This window comes from Riemerella anatipestifer, from assembly GCF_035666175.1.
Taxonomy (GTDB): Bacteria; Bacteroidota; Bacteroidia; order Flavobacteriales; family Weeksellaceae; genus Riemerella; species Riemerella anatipestifer_D.
The window spans coordinates 608,961-631,707 of the sequence record NZ_CP142016.1 but is presented as its reverse complement, the minus strand read 5'-3'; the positions used below and the strand labels follow the sequence as shown (position 1 = coordinate 631,707).

Sequence of the window (22,747 nt, the reverse complement as noted above, 5' to 3'; positions counted from 1 at the left end):
AACACCTCTAAAAAACCCTCTGCGTAGTACGCAGAACTTCGAGATACTAAAGACTTTTCTACTGCAAATATACAAAAAAAATAAAACTACAAATATTTACACAAAAATAACTAAAAAATTTGCACAGTAAAAAAATAGTCGTATATTTGCAGTGTTAATCCAAGTGCCACACTTGTATAAAGTGGTAAGATATTTAACGATATTATAACCTAAATCGTCAGAAGGTGTCGTGTAGTAGTAATACTATACACTAATTGCGTAAGCACTTGGATTAACAGCACCCACTCTGACGATTTTTTAATTTATACAAAATTATGTTAATCCAAGAAACAACCGCACCAACCGCAAACAACAGTAGCGAGGTGCAAAACCAAGAAACCATTGATAGAGCGAAACGCCTATCCGAGTTTAACTCTTGTTTTGGTGTAGACCAAGACAATCTATTTTACATAGTTACAGAGCAAATAGATATGCTTACAGGCGAAATTCACAAAGGGTATTACCAAAATGCTGAACAAAGAGTAGCCAACTTAGCCTCTTTGCTTTGGGCGATGCACAACCGATTACCTAAAGATTTTTTTGAAGATGTAGAATTGTTGACAGATGATATTTTGCTTAACACTAAATCTGCCTAACTATGAAAGCGTTAATCAAAATTACAGAACAGAACGGACAGCAAGCAGTTTCGGCAAGAGAGTTGCATTCTTTTTTAGAAAGTAAACAAGACTTTTCAACTTGGATAAAAAACAGGATTGAGAAATACGGATTTATAGAAGAGCAAGATTTTACGCTCCATAAATTTGTGGAGCGTGGAACTTGGAAGCACGAATATGTTTTAAGTATTGATACAGCGAAAGAGTTGGCAATGGTGGAGGGTAACGAAAAAGGCAAACAAGCGAGGCGTTACTTTATAGAGTGCGAGAAGAAACTCCGCACAGGGGCTTACGCTTTACCACAGACCTTTGCAGAAGCATTGAAATTAGCCGCCCAACAAGCAGAGCGTATAGAATTGCAACAGGCAGAACTCAAAAAACAAGCCCCGAAAGTGGCTTATTATGAAGAAGTATTGCAAAGCGAAAGCACTTATAATACCAATCAAATAGCAAAAGAGTTAGGTATGAGTGCCATTACGCTTAACAAAAAGTTACAAGATTTAAAAGTTCAGTATCGGCAAGGTGGCACTTGGCTACTCTACCACAAATATCAAAATAAAGGCTATACGAAAACTAAAACGCATACCTATACCGATACTAAAGGAGCAACCCAAACCAGTATGCAGACGGTATGGACTGAAAAAGGGCGTTTATTTATACACGAGGCTTTATCTAAACGCTTACAAAGTGCCTGATATAGAAAAGCACCCATTAAGGGTACTTTTATTTTTTAACAATTCACAAAGCAGAATATTAAAAAATATTACTAAATTTGCTTTTGTGAGTAAGGGGGACTAAGTTCCCTTGTTTCAGAATAACAGATTTGGCTTTAAGTTTCGCAACAAACTTAAAGCCTTTTTTGTTTACCGATACTTCTCTAACATTTTTTCTAAATCTTCTGGCGTTTGTTCGGTAAGGTCAATTTCTTTCTCTTTCTTATCATCGTCGTAGTTAGGAGCATCTATAAGCATTCGCTGTACGATACGCCAATCTACTTCCCAAAGCAAATAATCTAAAGTCCAGCCGAAATGGTGGCATATTTGCCCCATAACGCCGTATATAGATTTTATTTCTCTATCGGATTCGCTTTGGTTGGACGATTTCCGTTTAACAATGCGATAGAGAGTATAAAATTTGCATAGTCAGCCTCTTTTAGTAATGTTTGGGCGAAATTCAGTATTTCTTTTGAAGTATAAGATTTTAATACTTGTCGTTGTATCCACCAGGAGAGAAGTTTGTTATCCGTAACGCAAACTGCTATCACTTTGGCTACTTTACGAGCGTTTTGTAATACTGCTTGGTATTGAGCGGACAGTTGTTCTTGAAAATCTTTTGAGTTTAACGCCTCATCGTTAAGCTCCATAGTGATAAATATCTTAGATAGCCTAAGCATACGTCCCAAAGCCATTTTTTTGGCTTGGAATTTTCTTTTTTTTCCAAAAAAGGAAGTTACCTCTATTTCAAACCCTTTTCCCGTGAGTAGGTCGAGTTCCTTTTTTTCTGCTTGTATTTGTTCTGTTGTTGTCATTGTGTTTTGCTTTTAGAAAAAATACCTACCCACAAATGCAGATAGGTATTTCAACAATTAAAAAATAGAAAAATAGAAGTTATGCGACTTTAAACATAGAGAATCTTGGTTCTCCGTCTTTCGTTGGTCTTAGAACGGAAGCCGTAATATCTAACATTAACAAGTTTTCTTTTCCAATATCTGGGGTAAATTTTGCCGTAATAGACACTCTTGGAAACTTAAACCCTAATCCTTTTTTGGGAGTGATTTCCATAGAACGTTCAATGGTTACAGATTGATTAGGTGCTTTGTACACTTCTGATGGACCCGACCCAGACTTAGAGCCTCCAAATACTTTCACAATGGTATCAATATCGGGATTGGCAATTTGATATTGGATATTTATTTTACCTTGCGTGTATTCTACGTGAAAAGGGTCGTCGTATTCCTCTACGAAAAACTCTTTCTTCTCGGCATCTTCAAAGTTGATTTTGCAGGAGCCTTGATTGGTTACACCTATCTGTTCAAGAGAAGTTCCCATTCCTCCATCTGATGCAATTTCGCCAATTTTAATACTGGCAAGTCCAATGTTTACTTTATTTGACATAATAATTTAGTTTTAATGGTTATTTTTTTAGTTAAAAGTAGGGTAGGCATTAAGCTGTACCCTGAAATTGTAATAATTTTCGTTTTGTTCTTCAAAGTCCTGATGTGTTTCTACATCAAGGTTATAATCGTTTTCCCAAACATCGTTTAAAATGGCATAGACCTTATCCGCTATTTCCTTTAGACGCTTGTTGTCCTTATGCAGTTGCGTGATACCACCTACCGTTACAGACTTTTTAGGCACATAGCAGTTGATATTGAAAACGCCATTTTGTAGTATTTGGTTCGTCATCGTTAGCGAGTTAATCACAATATCCTCCTTGTTGCTGTTTACTGGGCGATTGTCTTTGTAAATTTGCCCATTGATGAACTCATTTACTTTTGCCCGAAGTAGCAAGTCTAAAATCCATTGTTTTCCGTCTAATACCGTTCTTTTCATTGCAACTGTTTTAGTAATATTGGCACTTGTATTTTCGCTAATTGTTCCGCACTTGTAAGCACTACACGCCCTTTGCTTTCTACATAGCTGGCATATTTCATTCCTGCAACCACAATTAGAGCGATACCTCTAAATTTTGGTGCTACTTGGTAGGCTAACTCTCTGCCGTATTTCAATGGGTTTTCTTTGCTTGGCACGCTTCCGTTAGCTGAAATGCTAAAATTTTCCTCAATTACCCTTCCGTCTACTACAATTATATACCCGATAGAATTTCTAAGGTTGGCTGTTTGGTCTTGGTATGTCCCGTTAGCCTTAGCTTCATTAACACACTTTTCGCCCACAAATTTTAAAGCCCTTATTAACTTTTGGGTATAGTCTTCCTCTGCTTGTTTTAGAATAGCATTTATATCATTCATAGAAAACTTTGGAACTAAACCCATATTCTTGTGTGTAATTGTTCTTTACCAAACCGCTGTACCGTAGCCTCCAACCTTAAAACATTGCCGTTCCACACCTGGATTTTAGCCCCCGTGTTGATGCTTGGACAATGTTTTGGAGCGTAAACCACCGCTGAATAAACATAAGCCTCTCCGTCTGTTTTGGTAATCTTACTACCACCACCGTTAATTTCATCTCTACAATAGCCGACAGTAACCCACTTCGCTTCCCCACCTTCCCATTCTGCCGTAGCTTGGTTAAAAGTCGCTTCTGCTTCTTGAAAAAGTTTTAATATGTAAGGATACTGCTTTACCATTGGTTAGAAATGTCCTTAATTGTTGGTTTAGGCAAAAGATTAGGCTTCCCCAGTTTCTCACATAGCATTTGATAATAGCCCTCTACTGCTTTTTTATCAAAAGATATAGAGTATCCGCCCTCACTAACGCTGTTTGGGAGCAATAACATTTCGGGGAGTAAATTGTAGAAAAACAAATCTAATTTAGAGGCTGTTTCATTGTTATACTCGCTTTCCATTTGCAAGTCTAACTTTGATAATTCTGCACTAATTAAGGCGTCAGAGTAAGACACCGACCATAAATTTAGTTTCTCTTTGATATACTCCCCGATAGTCATTAGAATTTCGTCTTTAAGATTAAATTTTGTCTTGTGTTGTTCAACACAGGCACGGCAAACGCAGTTCCTTTGGTTGAAATACTAATCGGGTCTTGGTGTCCGAAAGTTTTCACAAGGATAAAATCATCTTTGACCGCCTTACTCATTACGTCAGGGAAGTTCATATTAAACTCCGTAGTAGTTGTATATTGTGTAGTTCCTAAGATTGGAGACACAGAAAACAAAATATTTCCAGCTTCCCAACCATTAGTGGCTTCTACTTGCCCTGCTTTGTTTTCGTGAGCGACAAACGATTCTACCAATCTGAATGTAGGCAACCCTTTTCCTTGCAGTTGGGCATTTAACTGTTCTACCGTGATATTTGGCAATACCGTAGAAGAATTTACAGGAATACCGTGTACAAACTGACGAACCAAAGGATTAGCAAGTAATACATCTAACACATCTCTTTCAAGTGTGATAGTAGTATATCTATACCCTTTGCCTCGTGCCTCGCTTTGCAAATCTGTAATTTCTTTAATAGGGTCAGCATCTGCTGCACTAAACCAATTTTTCTTAGCATTTTGAGTTTTGATTTTAAAATCAATCTCCACATTTGCCACGCCCCCAGCATTATTTTTAACAGTGGTCTTGAACTTTCCGTTAGAAATTAACTGTTTAGCTACCCATTCCAAACGAGCGTTTACCCCGTCCACCGCAAAGGTTACATCTTCGTAAATTTTATCAATGAGCTGGTTTTTTATTGCTTGATTTTGAGGATAAAGAGCAACAGAGTTTCTTAGTTGTTGGATTCTAAGCAAGTCCTTCTCGTCTTTATCCCTTGCAATTTCAATCTTTGGAATTTCTCCTTTGATTGATTCTACAAAATCACGCCCTTTTCTTGATGCTTTTGAGCCAATAGCCACAATGTCAGCCATTATTTTTGCTCCCATTGACCCCTCTATACTTGCAAAGTTCAAGGTTGGGTTAAACTCCAACGGGAACAAGTTTCTGTATTGAAACTCGCCCAAAGGGTAAGCGTTCAAAACAGCTTCCAAATTTGCCTGACTAAATTCAGGAATAATATTATTTGCGTTTATCATAGTTTAGTTTTTATTTTAAGGTTAAACGAATGAAATTCTTGGAAGAACCGTTTTGATAAATCCTACACCTGCTTTCTCTTTGTCAGGTAAAGCATCTTTCCTTGCAGTTCCAGCCATAACAACAGCTACTAAAGGCATATCATCAATAGCCACATCGTGAGCGGTTAGCCCGATTGCTCCTACAACATTGACAGTAACCCGTTGTGCATTATGAAATGAAAAAAACAAGAGTTGTTTATTAGACTGAAAATCAGTATATTGTTTTTGCTATAAAACGATATAAATGAACAACATAGAGCAAATATATGAAAGAATTTTGGAAGTTTTAGGACTTTTTTCAGAAAATCAACTGATTAGTTATCAGAGAAGAACACCTAAAATGAGCGATTTAGAAGTCATAAGTCTTAATATTACTGCTGAATACTTGAGTATTGATAGCGAATTACAGTTATTTAGAAAATTGCCAAACTCTCTGATAAACAAAATTGAAAGAAGTGTTTACAATAAGCGAAAACGAAGACTATCCCTACAAACAGAGCAAATTAGACAGCGTATTTCGATGGAGTTCAATGAGTTTGAAGATATTTTTATCGTTGATAGCATGCCAATGAAAGTTTGTGAAAATGCTCGTTCTACTCGTTCAAAAATTTGTAAAGAGCAATCCTATTCTTCACCAACATATGGTTATTGTGCTTCACAGAAATTATATTTCTATGGCTATAAACTACACGCAGTATGTTCTTTAAATGGTGTGATTAAGAATTTTGATATAAGCCCTGCATCCGTTCACGACATCCACTATTTAAAAGATATTGGTGAGCAAATGCGAAACTGTACTTTAATTGGAGATAGAGGCTATTTATCAGCAAAAGTTCAAATAGATTTATTTAACTATGCTAATATTAAATTAGATACACCAATGAGAAGTAATCAGAAAGATTATATTCCTCAATTTTCATTGTACAAGAAAAAGCGAAAACGAATTGAGACATTTTTCTCTCAACTTTGCGACCAATTTATGATTAAAAGAAACAATGCTAAAACTTTTGAAGGCTTTAAAACAAGGATAATCAGTAAAATAACCGCCGCAACGGTTATTCAATATATCAATAAATTTATCTTCCAAAGAAAATTAAATCATCTAAAAATCAGTATTATTTAAAATGCACAACGAGTTGACAGTAGATAAATCATCGTTCAACGGTTTGAACATACCCTCTGTATCAGGAATTAAAAGCGTTCCTGCGGGAACAACACCGTCCGAAAATCTTTCTTTTGCTTTTTCTGCGTTAATATGGACTCCGCCAGCATAAGTTGAGTCCACTTGGTCAAAAACGACAATCTGGCGAGCAATGCCGTCCGTTTTTTTAACTTTTTTCATTTCTTAGTTCTGATTTTAATTAAACTTGGTTTTGATATAATCCTGAACATCGGCAGAAACTTGTCCCTCTACTGCTCTATCTCCAAACAATGGGTTGCTTTGGTTTTTCAGCAAATCGTTGTTAATAGACTGTGTAAACGCATCTTGGCTTTCTTTTAGTTGGTTCGCAAACTCGTTGATTTGCTCGTCATTCTCAAAGGTTTTTCCGTCAATATGCAACTTGTAGAAGTTCTCATTTACACCTAACTCTTGAAGTTTTGCAGTTAGCTTTTCCTTATTGGTCTGTTGGATTTTTTCGGATTTTAAAGCGGTGATTTCCCCTTTTAATTCTTTCAGTAATTCCAACATTGGATTTGGTTCAGGATTGCCCTCATTTGGTCTTGGATTAGGATTTGGTTCGGGGTTTGGAGTTGGTTCGTTCTTCTCTAACTTCTCTTTCAAATCCTTAACCTCTTTTAAAAGAGTTCGATTCCTGTCCTCAAAGGATTGATACATACGCAATTCACTTTCCACGCTTTCAATCGCTTGGGTGATTTCCGCTTCTTCTGCTTCTTCTTTGACCGTTCTTGCCAATCTGTCGGCTGTAACTTTCAAAATGCTTTCACTTAACCCTAAATCTTTGTATTTAGTTTTAAGTAATTCAAGAATTTTTTTGTTCATAGATAAATGGTTATTAGTTTTTTTAGTATCTTTGTGTTACAAAACTACTTTAAGTAATAACTCCTTACAATAGGAAAACCAAACAAATAGCGTTAAAAATTAAATTTCTGATTTTAAAAGCGTGTTTTAAAATATGAACGAGATTTTACACAAGAGAATAGCCGATATGACCACCTTTGAAATGATGGAGAGTGCTTATCTTATAGAAAAGGCAAGGAGTATCACAATGTCTATTGATGATTTTGCCAAGACTATGGGGGTGGACAATCGGAAAGTTTATAAACTTTTAAAGGGCAAGATACTTCCTGAAGAAATAATAAGGGGAGGCTATGATTCTTTAAGACAACGCAAAAGACCCATATTTATAACGGAAGAGGTGTTAAAATGGATTAAAAACTAATAACCAAATAACTATGAGTACATTTAATTTTTCAGAATTTCTGATGCAAAAAGGATTTACTTTTACTAATTACGGAAGCCATAACTTATACGAGCTTTCCAGAAACGAACACAATTACTGTGTGAATTTACAAGGAGAAGTAATGACCACCAATGAAAGCAAAACAAAGGATTTAAAAGTGGATATTCCCATTCGTAAAAATAAAATGGAAGCCGAAAGGTGGTTTAAAAAATTTCTTGGATAATATTAAAAAAGCCCTTAAATAGAGGGCTTTTTATTTGTACGATTAAATAAATTATCGTAAATTTGTAGGGTAACTGAAAGTCAGTTATGCGAGTTGGCACCTCGCTTGTTTAACTTTAACTAAAAATCAATGAAATTCAGATTTGAATTGAGTTTTAGAAAGCTGAAAAGAGGTTTTAAAATCAGGTTGTTGGTAGCAATCAAAGATTTATTAAAACTAATTTTCTAATTTCTAACTCGGTGGGGTTAAAATCCCACCTCATTGATTTTTCACAAAACAAAGTTATGAAATATTTTTTAAAAAGTCTCCGTTCTAAATGGAAAGAAATAAACACGGAGGGTTACGAAAAGACTTTTGTTCTTGAGTTGTCTTTGGAACAGGTTATTTTAATTGGCATTGCTGTAATTGGGCTTATATGGATAATGATAAAATAAAGGAACGGATTTTAGAAATCTTAGACCTATTTGGAATGACAGGAACAAAGGCGGCAGAAATTATGGGAGTGAAAGCCTCTACCTTTAATTGTAAAAAAAATGATAATAATCCCCGCCATTGGTTTAATCAAAAAAACCTTGATGATTTGGTTGCTTTTATTAAAAGGGAGGCGGAGAAGTTATGAAATTAATTTGGCGTTATTTTCTATCCACTCGGGTTTATACTTCCAATTCTTAAAGCGGTCTTTATTGTCTTTAACCTACTGATTAAACTGCTTCGGTGTTGCTCCTATATAGTATTTAGAGGTTTCAGGCGGCAGTTCTTGGTTATTGTTGAGTTCCTTTATGAGTTCCTCATCGCTTTTTAAAATGGTTCTTCTGTGGCACATACAGCCAATATGCCACTTGTTCCAGATGAAGTTTTTAGGGTATCTTCCTGCTAACTCATCGCAAATGTCGTAAACCTTATGACTTGGGGATAAGTGAATTTCCACACCAACAACATCATTATTCTGCATTATTCTTATTTGTTCGCTGGTGCGGTAGGCGGTGTTAATTTCCTCCTTAGCTAATCGTAAAGCGTTTTTGTGTGCCGAACGGTAAACGCCCTGACCTGGATTATAATATTTGGCATTTTGACTTAATACTAAATTACCGTGTTTATCTCTTATCCTGCGATATAGTCTGTCAGGTTCGTTTAGGTTCTTTTTGATTTTACGAGCGAGTTCATTGGCACTTATTCCCTCCGAAAGGCTAACATCAATAGCCATCTCTAACTCGGACTTTACTTGTTGGGTGATACTCCAAACTCTTTCGGATAGTGTAAAATCGTTTATCTTTCGTTGCTGAAAAGAATGTAAGGCTTTGAGGTTATGAGGCGTTTTTGCTACCTTTTCAATCTCTCGGATATAGGTTTCCTTGCTTAGTTTATGAGCTAACCTTTCCAAAGTAGCTATTCGCAAAGCATTGTATTTTTCATTTGCAAATAGCCATTGTTTCTCCGTACCAATATTGATAGTATTAAGCGTGTTTTTGTAATAAGAATCTAAAGCCTTTTCAATCTCCAGCAGTATTTTTTTATTATTGCGGAAGCGGTAAATCTTGTCTGTAATATCAGACTTAACCACCAAAGATGAAACCCTTACAATTAAACCATTGTAGATTTGTTCAAGGGTTCTTCCGTATTGTTTTACTCGTCTCCTATGTAGCGTATCAAAGTCCATCAGATAGCGAATGATTTACTATTAGCCAATTCGTTAATTCTATCGTCTTCCTCTTGTATCTGCTGTATCATTTCTTTTGGATTCTTAATGCCGAGTTTTTGCATAGCATATTCTTGCGAGTAGAGAGGCTTATTGCCATTAGCTTCCATTAAGAAACGAACGAAATCCGCATCGTTATTGATGATGAAAGGTGTAATAATTGGCTCTACATCTAAGTCATTATTCTTTAGTTTTACATTGAACATTTGTAGGTGCGACTTGATGATGCTTGCTCTTCTTTGAAGGGCAGGAATATAAATAGCCAGCTTGTCCATTACCTTGAGGTGTGCCGATAAAAACAAAAATTCAGCATTGCTTCCTGCTAACATATTACCCAAACCTTTCATATTGTCAAAGCTAATGTTTGGTGTAGCGGTAAAGTCGTGAACATCTCGCTCTAAACGGTCGGTTTCTTCCGTAAGGCTTTGGTTGGCTTGGGGTTGATTGGCAAATTCAGCGTCCGCTCCTTCTTCCAACTGAAGTACACGCCCAGACTTGTCTTGTGATAATTGTCCTGTTACTTTACCTTTTAGTTTTAAAATAGGAAAAGAAAAGCGGTCGTTGCTTTCTGCGGTGTTAGAATAAATATGCTCCAATCTTTCAATGGCAGTTTGTACATCTGCCCACTCTACATTTTCCTGCTTGTAGTACACTATCGGAATTTTTCCTATTGCGTTAGGAATATCGCTTATTTTTTTCCATTCTTTTTCTTGTTCGTATCGGATAATTCTTTCGTCTGTATAAACCTCAAAAATGGTTTTATTTCCATTCTTGAACTCCCGAGCAAAAGAAATAAGGTTGTCGTTTTCGTCAAATTTCGGATATAAGCTATAAATGTCAGGTGTCAAAACTTTAACCTTTAGCCTAAATTTTGCTCTAAACCCATAATGTTCGTTAGGTTCATCGGTAAAATACCAAAGCTCGGCACATTCTGTAAATCGCCCCACAGAAGTTGCAATTTCTCTATCCACAAATTTCATCTTGTTTTTTTCAATAACCTTTAAAAAGGCTTTAAATAGCTCATCGTCCTCGAGGTTATTCGTGTATTTGATAGGTTCGCCACATAAAAAGGTAGTTGCTATATTGACTATCTTTTTTTGATAGGGAAGACCGATGCGATTAAGGGGTATGGTTACTTTTTGTTTTTGCTTATTTCCTTTTTCGTCTGTATAGTCTGACACCACCGTTCTATCCGGGTATTTTACCAAATCGGTAAAAATTTTATGCTTTTTTACTTCATATTGGGAGTTGAACAGCGTAATATCAGGCAAAGTACGCTCCCCTTTATGTTTTTCTATTTCTTGAGCAATGGTATTCATAATGATATATTAGTGATAATCACAAAATTAACTATACCAAAAACCGCTAACAATAGCAATAGAGGGGGATTTGACAGAAAAACTAAATTTTCGATTTTAAAAGCGTGTTTTATTTACAAAATACTCGCAATCTGCTGTAAATCGTTTTGGATAGGTTCGTCAAGTTCTATAAAGCCGTAACGAAGAGCGTCTATCAAGTGGTTATGTTTATCAATAGGGATACCCGCTTTTTTATCGTTCCAAGTGTAATTGCGGAGTTCCTTTTTGAGGTTATAGCTATTCTCGGTTACAATAATTTGATATTCCAACATTTTTAAAATAGAGGCGGACACGATGCCAGGTTTTTTCTTTGTTGGTTTTATGTTTAATCCTTTTTTACGCAAGTCCTCAATTAGTCGTGGCTCAGCACTATCGCCTACTATTAAATCATTTTCTCGGTCTATAAGGCTTTTATTTAGCAGATATAAATCATCTGTTGAGAGTTGATTATTTCCGTAATATTTCTCATCAGCATAGATAATTTTTCTTTTGTGGTCAATAGCTCCCTTAACTAGGGTATCTGGGTCTATGCTAAATCCGTAATCTTGACCATAGCAGTAAGGAATAGATGTATCAAAGTCGCCTTCCTTCCAATTAGTAAAGATAACGCCCTCTGCCATATCAGCCCACCTGCCTATGATTTTTTGAGCGTACTTGCTCTTATTGAATAGGGCTTGGTCTAATTTACCGTTTATAGTACACTGCTCTATACTTTCCTGTTTTATACGTTCTATATTAGACAAGAATTGTTCTGACAAGTTCTCTATGTTGTCTAAATAGGTCGTGTGGATATGTAGAACATCGGGGTGGGTGCTTATCTGCACATCTACACCGTCAATCTGTACTATCTTATGGGTGTTTTCAATGTATTTTTTATAAATAAAATGGTCGGAGTCGGTAGGGTTGAGTATCAGTATAACTCTTAATTGTTTATTTTTCTGACGAATGGATAGGATTAACTTTTCGTAATCTTCCTCGCTTTCCCATTCTTCCATTTCATCGCCCACGAAGGTGGTTATCCCCTGTATGGATTTAAGGTTTGCCGTTTGGTTTCCTGACGAAGTTTTTATCCCTCTAAATAAAATACTACTTCCTGAAAATTTATTTAGTATTTCATTGTTTGTTACTGTAAAATACTCCTGCACGCCCTCTTTTTCTATTTTTTCCTCAAACTCTGGAATGATAGAAATACGAGCGGAGGTCATCGTGTAACGGCTAAAGAGTATCTTATGCCCAGCTTCAAAAGATAATCGCTCTACAAAGGTGGTCGCATTGTAGGATTTTGCAGACCCTCTACCTCCAGTAAGGAGTATAATAAACTTGTCTTTGTTGGTGTAAAGAGGGTTATATACTTCTTGTGTTTTTATTGGCATTTTGTGAATTTGTCAATATAAAGGTGTATTTTTTGCCTCGTTTTGGTCTCACGCTGGGGATTTTACTAGACCAAATTATATTGTTTTTAAAAAATCACTCTTTTTCTTGCTGATTGTTTATTTTGAGCCAGTCCGAAATGTTGATACTACCTTTTTGGTTCAGCTCTATATCTTGTCTGTCTCTCCACGCTTTAGGCTGTCTATTTTTCAACCAAAATATTTGGGCTGATGTTTCAGGAGGATAATAGTCTTCTACCTCTACAACTTCTACTTTCTCTATCTGTCTATCGTGTTCGTCATATTGCTTTACTTTGATTGGCACTTGTCTTTTTTCCTTATGCCCCAAAGCTCTTTTATACAAAGTAGAAGCTACATTAGCATCAGCTTCTTCTTTTCCCTTTTTTATGGACTCTAAAAATTCAGGGTGTTCGTTCTTCCAATTATTTAAAGTTCCTTCTGTAATCTCAAATAAATTAGCCATTTGAGCATCAGTAAGTCCAGCCAAACAATATTTTAATGCTTGTGCAGGGTGATAATTAGCGTCGTATTTCGTGGGTCTTCCTACTTTATTCTCCATTCTCTATTATTTCTGCAAATTCTTCTCCTTTTATGAACTTAGTATCTCCGCTTAAGTGAAATCGCTCTAAGAAAAACACTTTATTCTCATAACTGTCAAAAGATATTGTGATATAAGGGTCTCCCTCGTAAAAGGTCCCCTCCTTAACTTTCGCTTTAGCTTCTTTTACGGCTTGTTTTTTTTCCTCTTGTGAGGGTTCTTCTTCACTATCTTGTATTTTCGCCTTTTCTTTCTTTTCTTCTTGAGGTTCAAAAGTAGGCACTTCAATATTTAAGTCTTTAGGTAGTTCTACCTCTATAAAAGAAAGGTCTATATCATCTAAACCCGCTAAATCTACATCAATATCAGGAACGATTAAAGCCAATTTTTGGTAGTCCATTTCTCCTTGTACGGACTTGGAGTTAAAGAATATGTTTAGCTCTTTCTCCGTCTTTAAATCTACATTGATAACTTCTACTTTTATCTCGTAATCGTTCTCTTTTGTGGAGGGATTATATTTATTTACTTCGTCAGCAATAGATAACTTTTGATGTCCCGATACTAAATTTGTGGTTAGTTCGTTCCATACCATTCCCCCTATAATGCCGTTTGCCTTGATGTTCTTTTTTAAGGCTTTTCTTGCTTCATCAGTTATCTTTCTTGGATTGTATGGAGCTGGTGTTATTTGGCTTCTTAGTATAGTTCTAGTTTCAGATTGCTTTATTTTGTTTTTCATAGTCGTATTCAAATAAAATTCTTTCCGTGTCGGGAAACTCTTCTATAACTCTTTTTAAATCCCCTGGAGCGTTTGCCCTACACCATAAAAGAAAAGAAAGGTTTGTTACATCTGTTCCTTGCGACCTTGTGTTTCCTACATTTCCATATTGTAATGGTTCTATAAGTCTTTTTTTACTTATAAACTGCAAAACTTCTTTATTAGTCCACTTGGACAATGGATATATCTTTTGTGTCTCTTCGTTTGTTATTTCGTTCTCATAGGTTCGCAACATCAATCTTCTGTTAAGACTATCGTTTTGCTTAAACCCATACACTGCCCATTGGATACCTGTTTCTTCCTTAATTTTTTCTGTAATTGTTGATAGGTTGTATTGTGCATAATTTACCTCATTAGTCCCGCAGATACCTAATTTTTTATAGTTGTAGTAGGCGTAATGTGGGGTTTGAATAAACGAGGCATTCTTATATCTTTTTTCAGCCCAAAGAATATATTTGTTTATATGCGAAAGGTCTTTGGCCATATACATATACACACACTTTACCTCTTTGAAATAAGGGCTTAACATTTCAAGTAAAGCGATGCTATCTTTGCCATTGGCAGAATGAAAGAGTAAAACCCTGTCCGTTTTTTCAGACAAGGCTTTAATACTCTTCATTGTGTCGGCTAGTAGGTTCATTACTTCTTACCTATAACTTTTCTTATTCTCGCTTTAATACCCGAGTTTTGAATTGTTCTCTTGGCTCTTGTAATAGGTTTACCTGTGCCTTTTTTTGCTGGTTCTGGCATAATAATTTGGTTTTAATGGTTAATAATTAGTTTATATTTAATTTAACAGTTTGTCTTACTTAAAATATCACCTAAAACAATTACAAAGTTGCAATTATCAGTAGTTAGCTCATCGCCAGCGTCTTCGTCGTGTTCTATCAATATCTCTTTAACCTCTACAATCATTTGAGGTGCTGTCTTTGAATACCCCATTTGAAATTTAACAGTTTCATACTTCTTTGTGTCTATTAAATCGCCATCTTTGTCAATGACCGCCAATCGTCTTATGTAAAAGTCAGTAAAGGCTCTGTACTCTTCTTTTTTTCTACCAGAAAGTATTTCGTTAAACCACTCTCGTGTTAATACTAGATAAAGCTGTTTTTCTTCGTTCATTGTTTTTATTTTTTTAATTGTTGTTTCATTCTTTCTATTAACTCAATGAGCATAATTTTATCGTGCTTAATACTCATCTTTGCTAATTGTTCTAATTGTTCAAACCTCTTTTCGCCTATCTTTTTGATAAGATTTTCACGGTAGGGTATGAGGTTGCCGTGTTGATGCAGATTGCATTGCACGCATTGACCATGAATATTATCCAAATCAAACCTCACACTCGGATAACCGCCCCTACTGAAATAATGCCCCGCATTGCATTGATGCTTTGGTTTATACTTACCACACGAAATACAAATAAAGTCGCCTCTTTCGTTTATTGCGTCTCTTTGACGCACATAAGAGTTTACTAACTTTTGGGCTTGTTCTACTAACTTACCCCTTGTCTTTGATTTGTACTTCTGTATGGTTTTTGCCTCAATCATTACTTTACAAAAGTAACCTTAATCTATTATATTTCAAACAGTAAAGCGTGTATAAACTCGAAAAAAATTAAGTTTTTGATTTTAAAACACGCTTTTAAATTATCAATACATTAAATTAAACTTTTTAAAACACCTAAACTCATTGACCTCTGTATCAAAGTAGACTTGTGTGGTTGGGTTTTCTTTTCGTTCTGAACCTTTGGTTTCAGGCAGTAAATCGGCTTTCAAGGTACCCCACGCCTCTCTAATAGTACCGTCTACCTTTTGAAAGTAGAAACGAACAATACCCTGTTGCATTCTCTTTTTTAGTTTGTAATTTGCCCACGCCTTTTTTAGGCACTCACTAAAGTTTAAACCTGTTTGTTTGAAAAACTGCCACGCTAATTGCATTATTTGTTTTAAATATGTTGGGTTCATAAGTTTATAATTTTATGGGTTAGAATTGTGTAAATAGGGGCATATTTCAGCCCCATTTGTTGTTAGGCACTCTGTAGGTGTTTGAGAAACTTGTTTACAAAATAAACCTGCCCTTTGCCTGTTACCTTTGTGGTTATGGTGGTATGCATAACGCCACCGCTACCTGAACGAGTGCCTTTTTTGAGTTCAAAAATACCCTGTTCTACATATTTTTGATTAGGTATATTGTAGCGTTCGCCTTTACGCCCCAAATAGCCGTTTTCTCTTAGGTATTTGAACAATCGCCGTTCGCCTATCTCGTAACCGTTTTGAGTAATTACTTTGGCTAACTCGCCAATAAGGCACGAGGTCTTACTACCCATTACCGCCTCTGTAAATAATACCTTTGGGGCTTGTGCTTCAAGTTGGGCTTGTTGCTCTTGATTTTGCAAGAGTAATACCTCTTTTTCTTCTTCTTTCTTGATGAGTTCAAGTAAGGCTTCTTTGTAGGTGGTGGGTAGGGTGGTTTTAAGTTTCTTCTCGCACTCTATGAAGTAACGCCTCGCTTGTTTGCCTTTGTCGTTACCCTCCACCATTGCCAACTCTTTCGCTGTATCAATACTTAAAATATACTCTATTTTCATAACTCTTTGATTGTCAATGTCAATATTTTTATTGAGATTGATATTCAATAAGTTACCATTATAATCAAAATATAATTTTTGATAATCCTGCCCCTCAATAAGTCCATATTTTTCAATCCTGTTTTTTATCCAATTAGAAAAGTCTTGTTTACTTTCTAAAAAAGAGTGTAACTCTCTAGCTGACACGGCTTGTTTGCCGTTCTGTTCTGTGATTTTGATTAACGCTTTCATAGCTGGGCAGATTTAGAAGTTCGTAAATCATCATAAATCAAAAGCATATTTACCTACTCAAAGTAGTCAGGCACTTGTGGTAATAAATCTTTTAACATTGCAAAAAGGGCAATTACTCGGTTGCTTTTATCAAATAAAATAGCTCTTTTTCGCTCGTCTTTGATTTCTTCGTTAATAGTGTCGTGAAAATTGTCTAACTCGTCGGTTAGCACTTCTTTCAGGTAGCGAAGTTTGTAGTCTGTTAAGTCTGCTACTGTTAATACTTCTTTTAAGCTTCTTTGCACCTCGCTACTATTGTTTGCGGTTGGTGCGGTTGTTTGATGGTTTAACATAATAATTAAAAATAAAATAGGCGTAAGTAGGTGCTGTTAAACCATCGTGTTCACGAAAGTGTATAATATTACTATTATACGACACCCTTACGCCTGTAAGTTTATATTTTATTTTTATTGATTATACAACTACTCACGATGGTTTAACACTGCAAATATACGACTATTTTTTTACTGTGCAAATTTTTTGCTAAAAAATTTTAGCTTTGCAAGAAAAAGAGAGGCGGTAGCCCCTCTGTAATGCTTAGTCCTCTACTTGGAGAGGGTATTTGTAAATTACTTTAGTCATTGTGTTTTGTTATTTTCCAATTAAATGTTTACATTTTCCGTCTTTAGGCTTAAATAACGATAGTGGGACCATTCCGTTCCCATTGTCTAGCCATCTTAGGCATTGTTCTTTTAATGGACACTCTTTGTTAGCACATCGGCTAATATCGTTAGGGAGTTTTCTCATTTTCTATAAAATTATATAAAAAGTCAATTACTTCTTTTGATTGGTCTTTTAGGTAAGGTTTCGTGATGTCTATTACTTGGTAATAAAATTTGCCTGATTTTTCTATAACTAAAAGACTGTTGTTGTCTAAATAACATAAACTTACTTCTTTAAGAAGACTTAACCATTCTAACATATCAGTCAGCATTGGTTCTTTGCCTAGACTTTTAAATCTGTTTTTAAGGTATTCAAGTGAGCATTTTGAGTGTTTAACATACATATCATCCATCCATTGAATAAATATAAATTCATCATCGTCTTTATGGACAATTTTACCTATAATATCTGTGCCTTTATCTTTAATCAGACACCCCTCCTCCAACTCCATTAGTCGTGGAAGTTTTTGTCTTATGTTGTCTGTTATTATTTTTAGTTTATCCTTCGTTGTCATATGTTTTTCTACTTGTTCTTAATTTGATGATGGTGCGTGAATAATATCCATTCCAAAACCAACCGATTTTTTTGCTAATTCAGGATTATTTCTCATCCATTCTTGGACAAACCATAATTGACCGCAACCACCACCTATATCATCTTGCCCTGCTGGGTCAAACATTCGTGTAGAAAATCCTTTTTCATTTAATTTGCACATAAACGAATTAGCCAATTCTCTTTGTCTTTCATTAGCTGCTGCAATACTCTCATCTCTTTCACAAACAACTGAAATAGTTGCTTCAAAAACATCTGGGTTTAATAATTCAGCAAGTCTATCCGCATCTTCCTGACTTGAGTTATCTTCTTTTGCACAGTAGTTGAAAAAAGGCTTTCTTCCTGTTCTGGCTAAAAATACTTCGCCAACTTCTGCTATTTCAGAAAGTGTCAATTTCTTTTTAAACGGTATCAGTTTATTTCTTTTCTCATCTGTACTTTCGTGAATTGAAAACTGTAACCCAACTGTAGGTATCCTTTCAGCCATATCCATAACACTATTATAGTTTATTTGAGGTGCTATTGTGCTAATCAAAAGTTTAGCATTAGGATATTTTGAATGTAATATTTCAAATGCTTTTTCAAGTTCTTTGAAGTTTAATAATGGTTCCCCCATTGACATAACCATTATTTGAAAATTCTTTATTTTACTTGCATCTATACTTTGACTATTTAAACAGTAATCTACTTGATAAACTATTTCTTCGGATTTTAAACTCCTAACAAAATAATCACCCGCACCACAGAATCTACACCCTACGGGACAGCCACTTTGTGTGGAGCAGCAAATAACTGTTCTATCCTCGTATGTTGGATACTTATATAATACCGCTTCCGCAACCGCATTTTCTTTTTCAAAGACAAATTTCATTACATTTTCGTCTGAACTTTTAATTATTTTTACTTCCATAATATTGTTTTTTAATATTTTAAATTTTAGGTATATCTGGCACCGAATGCCAAAACTTAACATCTAAACCCTCTTCTAAATCTACCTCTGTCATTATCTTGTTGTCTTTTGAGTATATTTCATTATTGGAAATTCCCCATAGATAGCCGTCTTCAACATACGCTAAACAACCCAATGCTACCCAATCTTTTCCGTTCGTTATCCAAACAGTTTCGTTTTCATTTGGTAATTCTTCTTCTGTTTTTTTCCAATTATTCGTTGTCATATATCTTTTACAAATTGCCCGTTAATCATTTTTCCTGTTCTTTTGCTTATTACATCGTAAGCACTTTGTACGCAGTCTATAAAATTTAAATTCTGCATTTCGCACTGAATAATTAGCGTAACTACTATATCTCCTATTGCATCTTTTATTTCCGTTCCATCATCATCTGCAATAGCAGTGAGTAGTTCTGTACATTCTTCTAATGTTTTTAGGGCTTGTTTCGTTGGTGTTGCTTTAGCTAGTATTCCTTTGTCTTCAGCCCATTGTTTGATTTGTTTGATTAGTTTTTCCATAATTTTTAATTTTTGTTATCTCTAATTGTTAAATAAAGTATTGTAACAATAGCTACACATCCAATTATAGTCATTATTACTTCTTGTAAATTTTTTCCTATTTCTATCATTGTTTATTGTTTTTTAAAAAATCGTAAAGTTCTTCGGGCGTTTTTATATATACATCTTTGTCTTCGCAAAAAATACGCAGTCGTTTATTACCAAAGTCTGCGTTCCAACAGAACAACTCTATTAAACTTATATCGTTCATTTCTTCTTGTAGTATTTTCATCAATATGTTGGATAAAAAGTGTTTTTGTGGTAATAAATTAGCTTCAAAAGCATTAGGAAAAACCTTGCTTAAATTTTTAGCTACTTCCTTATCGTATTCGTATTGTTTCTTTATAGCCTCAATGGCTTTTATAAATGTTTGTTTTGTCATTTGTTTATTTATTTTTGCTTCTTACAATAGTTTCTAAATCTTCTTCTGAAATATGGTCAAAATTTTCAATGAAAAATTTTATTTTGCTTTCTTCTATTATGTTTTTAGGTTTTAATAGTTGATTATCTAATATGTATTTGCTTTTTAGCATCTCTCTTAATCGTTTTGTTATTTCATCTTTATAAAATTGAATTTTTAGTCTAGATTCTATCTCATTTAATAAAACATCTGTACTAAACTCATCTATGCTTATTTCTACTGTTATTGTTGACATAACTTTACTTTTTAATATTTTTGATTGTTTTTGCGAAGTTTAGTAAAGCCTCGTACTGTTTAGCGTTCAGGCTTCCTATCGTTCTTATTAGTTCATCATATCCCTTTTGTTGGGCTATTCTTTGCAGTTCTGCCGCTTCGCCTTTCTCCATAGCCATACCGATAAATACCTCTATAAGTTTCAATAACTCGTTTTGGAAATCTACCACGAGGCTTTTAGAGTGAATAACTCCCATATCAAGAAGTTCATCTATTTGCTCGGATAGAAACTCGGTAGAGTAGGCTATCATCGTAAGCCTATGGGCTACTTTTTTAAAGGTTTCATCGTCCATTTTGGATATGCAGAAACCTCTCTTGTTTTCTAGTTCTTTTCGCTTTCTTTTCTCCTCTTTTTCCCTAGCTTTCAATTCTCTTAGGGTGGGAGTTTTTATGTTTAGATAGTTCTGTATCATTTAATTATAGTTTTAAAAGTTGCAAACACATTTGTTTTCTTCAAAGTTTAGCTCTCCTGTAAAAGGGAGCTTAGAAAGCTCTACTAAATCGTCAATGCTTTTATGACCTCTAAAAGAGGTATTGCCATATTTCTCCTCCATTTTTCTATACCAATCTATAAAACGAGTTCCATTTCGGATAACATCTATTAGATTGGTGTCAGATTTTTTCCAACATAGTTCGCAGTTTCCAAATTTGTTGTGTATTTCCAACTTGAATGGCTGACTATCCCAAAATTTATTTAATTCCATTTGCCCAATAGGAAACTTGAAATCGGTCAAAAGCGGAAATATTCTCTTCTTGTCTTCCTTGATTTCAGCCCAAGATATACGCTTAGGCATATCTTCTTTTCTAAAACCTATAGCTTTTATATAGTTGTTCATACCGAAAACATCGTCTGCAAATTTTTTGGCAGGTAATGTTTTAAGCATTTCCGAGCAGAAAGGAGCGTCTTTGCTTGGCATACCATTAAAAATCCCTTTATTTTTGTGTGCTATTGCTTCAGCAAAGGGTTTAGCCATCATATTCAACTCTTCCCAATCTACCGCCTTGTAGCCAACCCCAACGCCCATTTCATTTGAGTAAACACCCTCTATTTTAACTAAAGGAATATTCCAATACTTCTCTATATTTTTGAGAAAATATATCGTCTCTGGTCGCTCCATTCCTGTATTGCAGAACAAAAATAATTTCTCGTAATTTTTATATTTTTCAGAAGTTTGTATGTGTCGTGCCATCATAGCGGAACTTCTCCCTCCAGACACTGTTATTATTAAATTTTTCATAGTTTTTCTGGTAACACATTTCCTTTAGCTTGAGCATAGGCTCTATTGAGCCTCTCCCAAACATTTTTATCTTTGAACTCAAAGTGCATCGTTCCTTTTTTAAACCCTTTGTATCGGAAAAACTCCATATCGTGCCAAATACCCCTTTCAAATTCTTCCCAAGCATTTAGTCGTTCTATCTTATCATAGTTTTTCCCCTCTAACGAACATAACACTTTCAATAAGTCATTGAAATTTTCCATATATCCTGAGCTATCAACCCTTAAATGGTTGTTTTTACACCATCGTACCTTACACATATTAGGCACAATGAATTTTCTATTTAGTAGGTGTCCTGAGTTAGTAGCCCAACCCTCCACCGAATACCTATTCTCTTTCGTGTGGCGTGTGTAGTTGTCAATAGCTTCAACTAACGAGCGTTTGAAATTATGGTCTTTCGTTCCATAAATAATTTCTATCATTTTAAAGATGTTTCTTTTGGTAAAAGGAGTTTGGCTCTTGTATCTTACCCACGCTTCCAAATCTTTCGCAACAGAACTAGTAACATATTTTTCAATATTAAACAGCTTAAATACTTTATGCCAAAGTTGCACTTGAACCTCCCTTAAAAACAGTTGTCTGTTTATCTTATTTTCCTTTAGTTCAACGCCTATCTTTATTGAAACGCCAACTCCACAAGATTTAGCCATTTGCATAAATAGTTCGGCATCTTCAAATAGCTTTTCAGAATACTTAGCTATTCCTTTGTACGAGTTTACAAGGCTGTCAATCTCGCTGTACCTTATAATACCCTCCTCTGAACTATCAATATCAAAGCCTCCTGTATTGTCGAAATAATCGTCAAAATTTAGGCTCTCGCTTGTAATGGGCTTATAGACTTTGATTAAGCCGATACTTACATCGGTTTGCCTCTCAGCATTGCTGAACACATTGCCTAAATCAGACTTATAACCGTAAGCCTCAATGATGTTTAGGATTTCTTCTTTTTCTCTTAGGAAACTCCCTCTATCACTTACGCTGTCGTAATTGCAAAGGCTGACTATTTCACAACCGTCAGGAGCAATATTCCAGGCGTGTAAAAAATGCTTTCTGAACTCGCTAAACGGCGGATTCATTATGATAGCTTCTACTCCTGCAACAGCTTCTGGTTTTAGTTCCAAAAAGTCTGTGCCTATTTGGTTGGCTTTGTTTTTACATATTTCTGCTAAATCCTTGTTGATTTCGCAGAAAAGAACCTCCTTAGCTCCGTACTCTTTCAGATAATCTATAATATTACCTTTCCCTGCACTTGGCTCTAAAATAATTTTGTTGTTTACATCTAACTCCATAAGGTCTAAAACCTCTCTAGGAGTAGGGTAAAAGTCTTGGTTGAATAGGTTTTGGTATTTCATTTTAATTTTTTCTTAGGTTTATTTCTTCTCTTGGGCTTTTGCTC

38 protein-coding genes and 2 pseudogenes are annotated in these 22,747 nt (G+C 35.2%); 7 read left to right on the top strand and 33 right to left on the bottom strand.

The window, feature by feature from the left end; all coding sequences use genetic code 11:
- Positions 1 to 314 precede the first annotated feature (314 nt).
- Positions 315 to 635 (top strand): hypothetical protein, encoded by a 321-nt coding sequence (locus VIX88_RS03235; protein ID WP_214194029.1) that lies wholly within the window; start codon positions 315 to 317, stop codon positions 633 to 635.
- A gap of 2 nt (positions 636 to 637) precedes the next feature.
- Positions 638 to 1,348, top strand: coding sequence for a phage antirepressor KilAC domain-containing protein (locus VIX88_RS03230; RefSeq protein WP_153938377.1), 711 nt, complete (start codon positions 638 to 640; stop codon positions 1,346 to 1,348).
- A gap of 168 nt (positions 1,349 to 1,516) precedes the next feature.
- Here VIX88_RS03230 and VIX88_RS03225 read toward each other — a convergent pair whose 3' ends face one another.
- The 9 genes from VIX88_RS03225 to VIX88_RS03185 form a co-directional block, all read right to left on the bottom strand.
- Positions 1,517 to 1,702 carry a hypothetical protein gene (locus VIX88_RS03225; protein ID WP_004917849.1) on the bottom strand — a complete coding sequence of 62 codons (186 nt, stop codon included), beginning with the start codon at positions 1,700 to 1,702 and terminating at the stop codon, positions 1,517 to 1,519.
- A gap of 17 nt (positions 1,703 to 1,719) precedes the next feature.
- Positions 1,720 to 2,181 carry a hypothetical protein gene (locus tag VIX88_RS03220; protein WP_004917850.1) on the bottom strand — a complete coding sequence of 154 codons (462 nt, stop codon included), beginning with the start codon at positions 2,179 to 2,181 and terminating at the stop codon, positions 1,720 to 1,722.
- Positions 2,182 to 2,260: 79 nt separating this feature from the next.
- Positions 2,261 to 2,767 carry a hypothetical protein gene (locus VIX88_RS03215; protein ID WP_004917852.1) on the bottom strand — a complete coding sequence of 169 codons (507 nt, stop codon included), beginning with the start codon at positions 2,765 to 2,767 and terminating at the stop codon, positions 2,261 to 2,263.
- A 27-nt stretch (positions 2,768 to 2,794) separates the two neighbouring features.
- Positions 2,795 to 3,205, bottom strand: coding sequence for a hypothetical protein (locus tag VIX88_RS03210; RefSeq protein ID WP_214194028.1), 411 nt, complete (start codon positions 3,203 to 3,205; stop codon positions 2,795 to 2,797).
- Positions 3,202 to 3,621 carry a hypothetical protein gene (locus tag VIX88_RS03205; protein WP_250206834.1) on the bottom strand — a complete coding sequence of 140 codons (420 nt, stop codon included), beginning with the start codon at positions 3,619 to 3,621 and terminating at the stop codon, positions 3,202 to 3,204. The genes VIX88_RS03210 and VIX88_RS03205 overlap by 4 nt, the downstream gene beginning before the upstream one ends.
- 14 nt (positions 3,622 to 3,635) lie before the next feature.
- Positions 3,636 to 3,959, bottom strand: a complete 324-nt coding sequence (locus tag VIX88_RS03200) for a hypothetical protein (RefSeq protein ID WP_214192810.1) — start codon at positions 3,957 to 3,959, stop codon at positions 3,636 to 3,638.
- Positions 3,953 to 4,276, bottom strand: coding sequence for a DUF6706 family protein (locus VIX88_RS03195; protein ID WP_214194027.1), 324 nt, complete (start codon positions 4,274 to 4,276; stop codon positions 3,953 to 3,955). The genes VIX88_RS03200 and VIX88_RS03195 overlap by 7 nt, the downstream gene beginning before the upstream one ends.
- Positions 4,276 to 5,358 carry a major capsid protein gene (locus VIX88_RS03190; RefSeq protein WP_016058386.1) on the bottom strand — a complete coding sequence of 361 codons (1,083 nt, stop codon included), beginning with the start codon at positions 5,356 to 5,358 and terminating at the stop codon, positions 4,276 to 4,278. The genes VIX88_RS03195 and VIX88_RS03190 overlap by 1 nt, the downstream gene beginning before the upstream one ends.
- Positions 5,359 to 5,379: 21 nt before the next feature.
- Positions 5,380 to 5,586, bottom strand: a complete 207-nt coding sequence (locus VIX88_RS03185; protein ID WP_214194225.1) for a hypothetical protein — start codon at positions 5,584 to 5,586, stop codon at positions 5,380 to 5,382.
- Between the two features lie 55 nt (positions 5,587 to 5,641).
- Between VIX88_RS03185 and VIX88_RS03180 the strand changes: the two genes are divergently transcribed.
- Positions 5,642 to 6,520 carry an IS982-like element ISRa1 family transposase gene (locus VIX88_RS03180; protein WP_127919812.1) on the top strand — a complete coding sequence of 293 codons (879 nt, stop codon included), beginning with the start codon at positions 5,642 to 5,644 and terminating at the stop codon, positions 6,518 to 6,520.
- Here VIX88_RS03180 and VIX88_RS03175 read toward each other — a convergent pair.
- Entirely contained in the window at positions 6,500 to 6,739 is a 240-nt protein-coding gene (locus VIX88_RS03175) for a hypothetical protein (protein ID WP_250206833.1), read from the bottom strand. The two genes, VIX88_RS03180 and VIX88_RS03175, sit on opposite strands and share 21 nt — an antisense overlap.
- A gap of 15 nt (positions 6,740 to 6,754) precedes the next feature.
- Complete coding sequence (locus VIX88_RS03170; RefSeq protein WP_214194026.1) at positions 6,755 to 7,399, bottom strand: hypothetical protein; 645 nt, start codon at positions 7,397 to 7,399, stop codon at positions 6,755 to 6,757.
- A 133-nt stretch (positions 7,400 to 7,532) separates the two neighbouring features.
- Between VIX88_RS03170 and VIX88_RS03165 the strand changes: the two genes are divergently transcribed.
- From VIX88_RS03165 to VIX88_RS03150, 4 genes are all read left to right on the top strand, one after another.
- On the top strand, positions 7,533 to 7,799 hold the full coding sequence (locus VIX88_RS03165; protein ID WP_004917868.1) for a hypothetical protein: 267 nt from the start codon (positions 7,533 to 7,535) through the stop codon (positions 7,797 to 7,799).
- 13 nt (positions 7,800 to 7,812) lie between these two features.
- Positions 7,813 to 8,043: a hypothetical protein gene (locus VIX88_RS03160; protein ID WP_250206832.1), complete on the top strand. Its 231-nt coding sequence runs from the start codon at positions 7,813 to 7,815 to the stop codon at positions 8,041 to 8,043.
- A 284-nt stretch (positions 8,044 to 8,327) separates the two neighbouring features.
- On the top strand, positions 8,328 to 8,477 hold the full coding sequence (locus tag VIX88_RS03155) for a hypothetical protein (RefSeq protein ID WP_214194025.1): 150 nt from the start codon (positions 8,328 to 8,330) through the stop codon (positions 8,475 to 8,477).
- The gene (locus VIX88_RS03150) at positions 8,459 to 8,662 is read left to right on the top strand and encodes a hypothetical protein (RefSeq protein WP_013447244.1); all 204 of its coding nucleotides are present in this window, start codon (positions 8,459 to 8,461) and stop codon (positions 8,660 to 8,662) included. Before VIX88_RS03155 ends, VIX88_RS03150 begins: the two co-directional genes overlap by 19 nt.
- Here VIX88_RS03150 and VIX88_RS03145 read toward each other — a convergent pair.
- The 22 genes and pseudogenes from VIX88_RS03145 to VIX88_RS03040 form a co-directional block, all read right to left on the bottom strand.
- Positions 8,657 to 9,700 (bottom strand): annotated as a pseudogene (locus tag VIX88_RS03145) (hypothetical protein). The gene VIX88_RS03150 and the pseudogene VIX88_RS03145 sit on opposite strands and share 6 nt — an antisense overlap.
- On the bottom strand, positions 9,700 to 11,058 hold the full coding sequence (locus VIX88_RS03140; RefSeq protein ID WP_038693940.1) for a phage portal protein: 1,359 nt from the start codon (positions 11,056 to 11,058) through the stop codon (positions 9,700 to 9,702). Before VIX88_RS03140 ends, VIX88_RS03145 begins: the two are co-directional and overlap by 1 nt.
- Before the next feature lie 113 nt (positions 11,059 to 11,171).
- Positions 11,172 to 12,470, bottom strand: a complete 1,299-nt coding sequence (locus VIX88_RS03135; protein ID WP_214192818.1) for a PBSX family phage terminase large subunit — start codon at positions 12,468 to 12,470, stop codon at positions 11,172 to 11,174.
- A 94-nt stretch (positions 12,471 to 12,564) separates the two neighbouring features.
- Positions 12,565 to 13,047, bottom strand: a complete 483-nt coding sequence (locus tag VIX88_RS03130; protein ID WP_064968274.1) for a terminase — start codon at positions 13,045 to 13,047, stop codon at positions 12,565 to 12,567.
- Positions 13,037 to 13,762 carry a DNA methylase gene (locus VIX88_RS03125; RefSeq protein ID WP_214194024.1) on the bottom strand — a complete coding sequence of 242 codons (726 nt, stop codon included), beginning with the start codon at positions 13,760 to 13,762 and terminating at the stop codon, positions 13,037 to 13,039. The genes VIX88_RS03130 and VIX88_RS03125 overlap by 11 nt, the downstream gene beginning before the upstream one ends.
- Positions 13,737 to 14,441: a phosphoadenosine phosphosulfate reductase family protein gene (locus VIX88_RS03120; RefSeq protein ID WP_214194023.1), complete on the bottom strand. Its 705-nt coding sequence runs from the start codon at positions 14,439 to 14,441 to the stop codon at positions 13,737 to 13,739. Before VIX88_RS03120 ends, VIX88_RS03125 begins: the two co-directional genes overlap by 26 nt.
- Positions 14,442 to 14,593: 152 nt before the next feature.
- Entirely contained in the window at positions 14,594 to 14,923 is a 330-nt protein-coding gene (locus tag VIX88_RS03115; RefSeq protein ID WP_153938386.1) for a hypothetical protein, read from the bottom strand.
- A gap of 5 nt (positions 14,924 to 14,928) precedes the next feature.
- Positions 14,929 to 15,348 carry a recombination protein NinG gene (locus VIX88_RS03110; protein WP_214194022.1) on the bottom strand — a complete coding sequence of 140 codons (420 nt, stop codon included), beginning with the start codon at positions 15,346 to 15,348 and terminating at the stop codon, positions 14,929 to 14,931.
- Positions 15,349 to 15,450: 102 nt separating this feature from the next.
- The gene (locus VIX88_RS03105; RefSeq protein ID WP_064969657.1) at positions 15,451 to 15,765 is read right to left on the bottom strand and encodes an SH3 beta-barrel fold-containing protein; all 315 of its coding nucleotides are present in this window, start codon (positions 15,763 to 15,765) and stop codon (positions 15,451 to 15,453) included.
- A gap of 62 nt (positions 15,766 to 15,827) precedes the next feature.
- Positions 15,828 to 16,619, bottom strand: coding sequence for a phage antirepressor KilAC domain-containing protein (locus VIX88_RS03100; protein WP_214194021.1), 792 nt, complete (start codon positions 16,617 to 16,619; stop codon positions 15,828 to 15,830).
- A 53-nt stretch (positions 16,620 to 16,672) separates the two neighbouring features.
- A complete protein-coding gene (locus tag VIX88_RS03095; protein WP_214194020.1) occupies positions 16,673 to 16,951 on the bottom strand; it encodes a hypothetical protein in 279 nt (92 codons plus the stop codon).
- Between the two features lie 298 nt (positions 16,952 to 17,249).
- Positions 17,250 to 17,405 carry a hypothetical protein gene (locus VIX88_RS03090; protein WP_214194019.1) on the bottom strand — a complete coding sequence of 52 codons (156 nt, stop codon included), beginning with the start codon at positions 17,403 to 17,405 and terminating at the stop codon, positions 17,250 to 17,252.
- The gene (locus VIX88_RS03085) at positions 17,389 to 17,835 is read right to left on the bottom strand and encodes a hypothetical protein (RefSeq protein WP_214194018.1); all 447 of its coding nucleotides are present in this window, start codon (positions 17,833 to 17,835) and stop codon (positions 17,389 to 17,391) included. The genes VIX88_RS03090 and VIX88_RS03085 overlap by 17 nt, the downstream gene beginning before the upstream one ends.
- A gap of 18 nt (positions 17,836 to 17,853) precedes the next feature.
- Complete coding sequence (locus VIX88_RS03080; RefSeq protein WP_214194017.1) at positions 17,854 to 18,783, bottom strand: radical SAM protein; 930 nt, start codon at positions 18,781 to 18,783, stop codon at positions 17,854 to 17,856.
- A gap of 19 nt (positions 18,784 to 18,802) precedes the next feature.
- Positions 18,803 to 19,048 (bottom strand): hypothetical protein, encoded by a 246-nt coding sequence (locus VIX88_RS03075; protein ID WP_214193817.1) that lies wholly within the window; start codon positions 19,046 to 19,048, stop codon positions 18,803 to 18,805.
- Positions 19,045 to 19,341: a MazG-like family protein gene (locus tag VIX88_RS03070; protein WP_214193818.1), complete on the bottom strand. Its 297-nt coding sequence runs from the start codon at positions 19,339 to 19,341 to the stop codon at positions 19,045 to 19,047. Before VIX88_RS03070 ends, VIX88_RS03075 begins: the two co-directional genes overlap by 4 nt.
- A gap of 106 nt (positions 19,342 to 19,447) precedes the next feature.
- Positions 19,448 to 19,762, bottom strand: a complete 315-nt coding sequence (locus VIX88_RS03065) for a hypothetical protein (RefSeq protein WP_214193819.1) — start codon at positions 19,760 to 19,762, stop codon at positions 19,448 to 19,450.
- Positions 19,763 to 19,766: 4 nt separating this feature from the next.
- The gene (locus VIX88_RS03060; protein WP_214193820.1) at positions 19,767 to 20,036 is read right to left on the bottom strand and encodes a hypothetical protein; all 270 of its coding nucleotides are present in this window, start codon (positions 20,034 to 20,036) and stop codon (positions 19,767 to 19,769) included.
- 4 nt (positions 20,037 to 20,040) lie between these two features.
- On the bottom strand, positions 20,041 to 20,487 hold the full coding sequence (locus VIX88_RS03055; RefSeq protein WP_214193821.1) for a hypothetical protein: 447 nt from the start codon (positions 20,485 to 20,487) through the stop codon (positions 20,041 to 20,043).
- 12 nt (positions 20,488 to 20,499) lie between these two features.
- A complete protein-coding gene (locus tag VIX88_RS03050) occupies positions 20,500 to 21,312 on the bottom strand; it encodes a phosphoadenosine phosphosulfate reductase family protein (protein ID WP_214193822.1) in 813 nt (270 codons plus the stop codon).
- Positions 21,309 to 22,001 (bottom strand): DUF4942 domain-containing protein, encoded by a 693-nt coding sequence (locus tag VIX88_RS03045; RefSeq protein ID WP_237190454.1) that lies wholly within the window; start codon positions 21,999 to 22,001, stop codon positions 21,309 to 21,311. Before VIX88_RS03045 ends, VIX88_RS03050 begins: the two co-directional genes overlap by 4 nt.
- Before the next feature lie 420 nt (positions 22,002 to 22,421).
- Positions 22,422 to 22,703 (bottom strand): annotated as a pseudogene (locus tag VIX88_RS03040) (class I SAM-dependent methyltransferase); the annotation flags it as partial.
- Positions 22,704 to 22,747: the final 44 nt, after the last annotated feature.

Bases quoted from the DNA above. Each gene is read 5' to 3' on its own strand.
- VIX88_RS03190 (WP_016058386.1), bottom strand. From the start codon at position 5,358: ATGATAAACGCAAATAATATTATTCCTGAATTTAGTCAGGCAAATTTG.
- VIX88_RS03195 (WP_214194027.1), bottom strand. From the start codon at position 4,276: ATGACTATCGGGGAGTATATCAAAGAGAAACTAAATTTATGGTCGGTG.
- VIX88_RS03085 (WP_214194018.1), bottom strand. From the start codon at position 17,835: ATGACAACGAAGGATAAACTAAAAATAATAACAGACAACATAAGACAA.
- VIX88_RS03100 (WP_214194021.1), bottom strand. From the start codon at position 16,619: ATGAAAGCGTTAATCAAAATCACAGAACAGAACGGCAAACAAGCCGTG.
- VIX88_RS03220 (WP_004917850.1), bottom strand. From the start codon at position 2,181: ATGACAACAACAGAACAAATACAAGCAGAAAAAAAGGAACTCGACCTA.
- VIX88_RS03065 (WP_214193819.1), bottom strand. From the start codon at position 19,762: ATGACAAAACAAACATTTATAAAAGCCATTGAGGCTATAAAGAAACAA.
- VIX88_RS03130 (WP_064968274.1), bottom strand. From the start codon at position 13,047: ATGGAGAATAAAGTAGGAAGACCCACGAAATACGACGCTAATTATCAC.
- VIX88_RS03205 (WP_250206834.1), bottom strand. From the start codon at position 3,621: ATGAATGATATAAATGCTATTCTAAAACAAGCAGAGGAAGACTATACC.
- VIX88_RS03115 (WP_153938386.1), bottom strand. From the start codon at position 14,923: ATGAACGAAGAAAAACAGCTTTATCTAGTATTAACACGAGAGTGGTTT.
- VIX88_RS03050 (WP_214193822.1), bottom strand. From the start codon at position 21,312: ATGAAAAATTTAATAATAACAGTGTCTGGAGGGAGAAGTTCCGCTATG.
- VIX88_RS03175 (WP_250206833.1), bottom strand. From the start codon at position 6,739: ATGAAAAAAGTTAAAAAAACGGACGGCATTGCTCGCCAGATTGTCGTT.
- VIX88_RS03200 (WP_214192810.1), bottom strand. From the start codon at position 3,959: ATGGTAAAGCAGTATCCTTACATATTAAAACTTTTTCAAGAAGCAGAA.
- VIX88_RS03160 (WP_250206832.1), top strand. From the start codon at position 7,813: ATGAGTACATTTAATTTTTCAGAATTTCTGATGCAAAAAGGATTTACT.
- VIX88_RS03045 (WP_237190454.1), bottom strand. From the start codon at position 22,001: ATGGCTAAATCTTGTGGAGTTGGCGTTTCAATAAAGATAGGCGTTGAA.
- VIX88_RS03075 (WP_214193817.1), bottom strand. From the start codon at position 19,048: ATGACAACGAATAATTGGAAAAAAACAGAAGAAGAATTACCAAATGAA.
- VIX88_RS03120 (WP_214194023.1), bottom strand. From the start codon at position 14,441: ATGAACCTACTAGCCGACACAATGAAGAGTATTAAAGCCTTGTCTGAA.
- VIX88_RS03170 (WP_214194026.1), bottom strand. From the start codon at position 7,399: ATGAACAAAAAAATTCTTGAATTACTTAAAACTAAATACAAAGATTTA.
- VIX88_RS03060 (WP_214193820.1), bottom strand. From the start codon at position 20,036: ATGTCAACAATAACAGTAGAAATAAGCATAGATGAGTTTAGTACAGAT.
- VIX88_RS03105 (WP_064969657.1), bottom strand. From the start codon at position 15,765: ATGAACCCAACATATTTAAAACAAATAATGCAATTAGCGTGGCAGTTT.
- VIX88_RS03135 (WP_214192818.1), bottom strand. From the start codon at position 12,470: ATGCCAATAAAAACACAAGAAGTATATAACCCTCTTTACACCAACAAA.
- VIX88_RS03070 (WP_214193818.1), bottom strand. From the start codon at position 19,341: ATGGAAAAACTAATCAAACAAATCAAACAATGGGCTGAAGACAAAGGA.
- VIX88_RS03235 (WP_214194029.1), top strand. From the start codon at position 315: ATGTTAATCCAAGAAACAACCGCACCAACCGCAAACAACAGTAGCGAG.
- VIX88_RS03165 (WP_004917868.1), top strand. From the start codon at position 7,533: ATGAACGAGATTTTACACAAGAGAATAGCCGATATGACCACCTTTGAA.
- VIX88_RS03095 (WP_214194020.1), bottom strand. From the start codon at position 16,951: ATGTTAAACCATCAAACAACCGCACCAACCGCAAACAATAGTAGCGAG.
- VIX88_RS03110 (WP_214194022.1), bottom strand. From the start codon at position 15,348: ATGATTGAGGCAAAAACCATACAGAAGTACAAATCAAAGACAAGGGGT.
- VIX88_RS03080 (WP_214194017.1), bottom strand. From the start codon at position 18,783: ATGGAAGTAAAAATAATTAAAAGTTCAGACGAAAATGTAATGAAATTT.
- VIX88_RS03125 (WP_214194024.1), bottom strand. From the start codon at position 13,762: ATGAAAAACAAAATAAAGCAATCTGAAACTAGAACTATACTAAGAAGC.
- VIX88_RS03230 (WP_153938377.1), top strand. From the start codon at position 638: ATGAAAGCGTTAATCAAAATTACAGAACAGAACGGACAGCAAGCAGTT.
- VIX88_RS03055 (WP_214193821.1), bottom strand. From the start codon at position 20,487: ATGATACAGAACTATCTAAACATAAAAACTCCCACCCTAAGAGAATTG.
- VIX88_RS03180 (WP_127919812.1), top strand. From the start codon at position 5,642: ATGAACAACATAGAGCAAATATATGAAAGAATTTTGGAAGTTTTAGGA.
- VIX88_RS03150 (WP_013447244.1), top strand. From the start codon at position 8,459: ATGGATAATGATAAAATAAAGGAACGGATTTTAGAAATCTTAGACCTA.
- VIX88_RS03090 (WP_214194019.1), bottom strand. From the start codon at position 17,405: ATGAGAAAACTCCCTAACGATATTAGCCGATGTGCTAACAAAGAGTGT.
- VIX88_RS03215 (WP_004917852.1), bottom strand. From the start codon at position 2,767: ATGTCAAATAAAGTAAACATTGGACTTGCCAGTATTAAAATTGGCGAA.
- VIX88_RS03155 (WP_214194025.1), top strand. From the start codon at position 8,328: ATGAAATATTTTTTAAAAAGTCTCCGTTCTAAATGGAAAGAAATAAAC.
- VIX88_RS03140 (WP_038693940.1), bottom strand. From the start codon at position 11,058: ATGAATACCATTGCTCAAGAAATAGAAAAACATAAAGGGGAGCGTACT.
- VIX88_RS03225 (WP_004917849.1), bottom strand. From the start codon at position 1,702: ATGGGGCAAATATGCCACCATTTCGGCTGGACTTTAGATTATTTGCTT.
- VIX88_RS03210 (WP_214194028.1), bottom strand. From the start codon at position 3,205: ATGAAAAGAACGGTATTAGACGGAAAACAATGGATTTTAGACTTGCTA.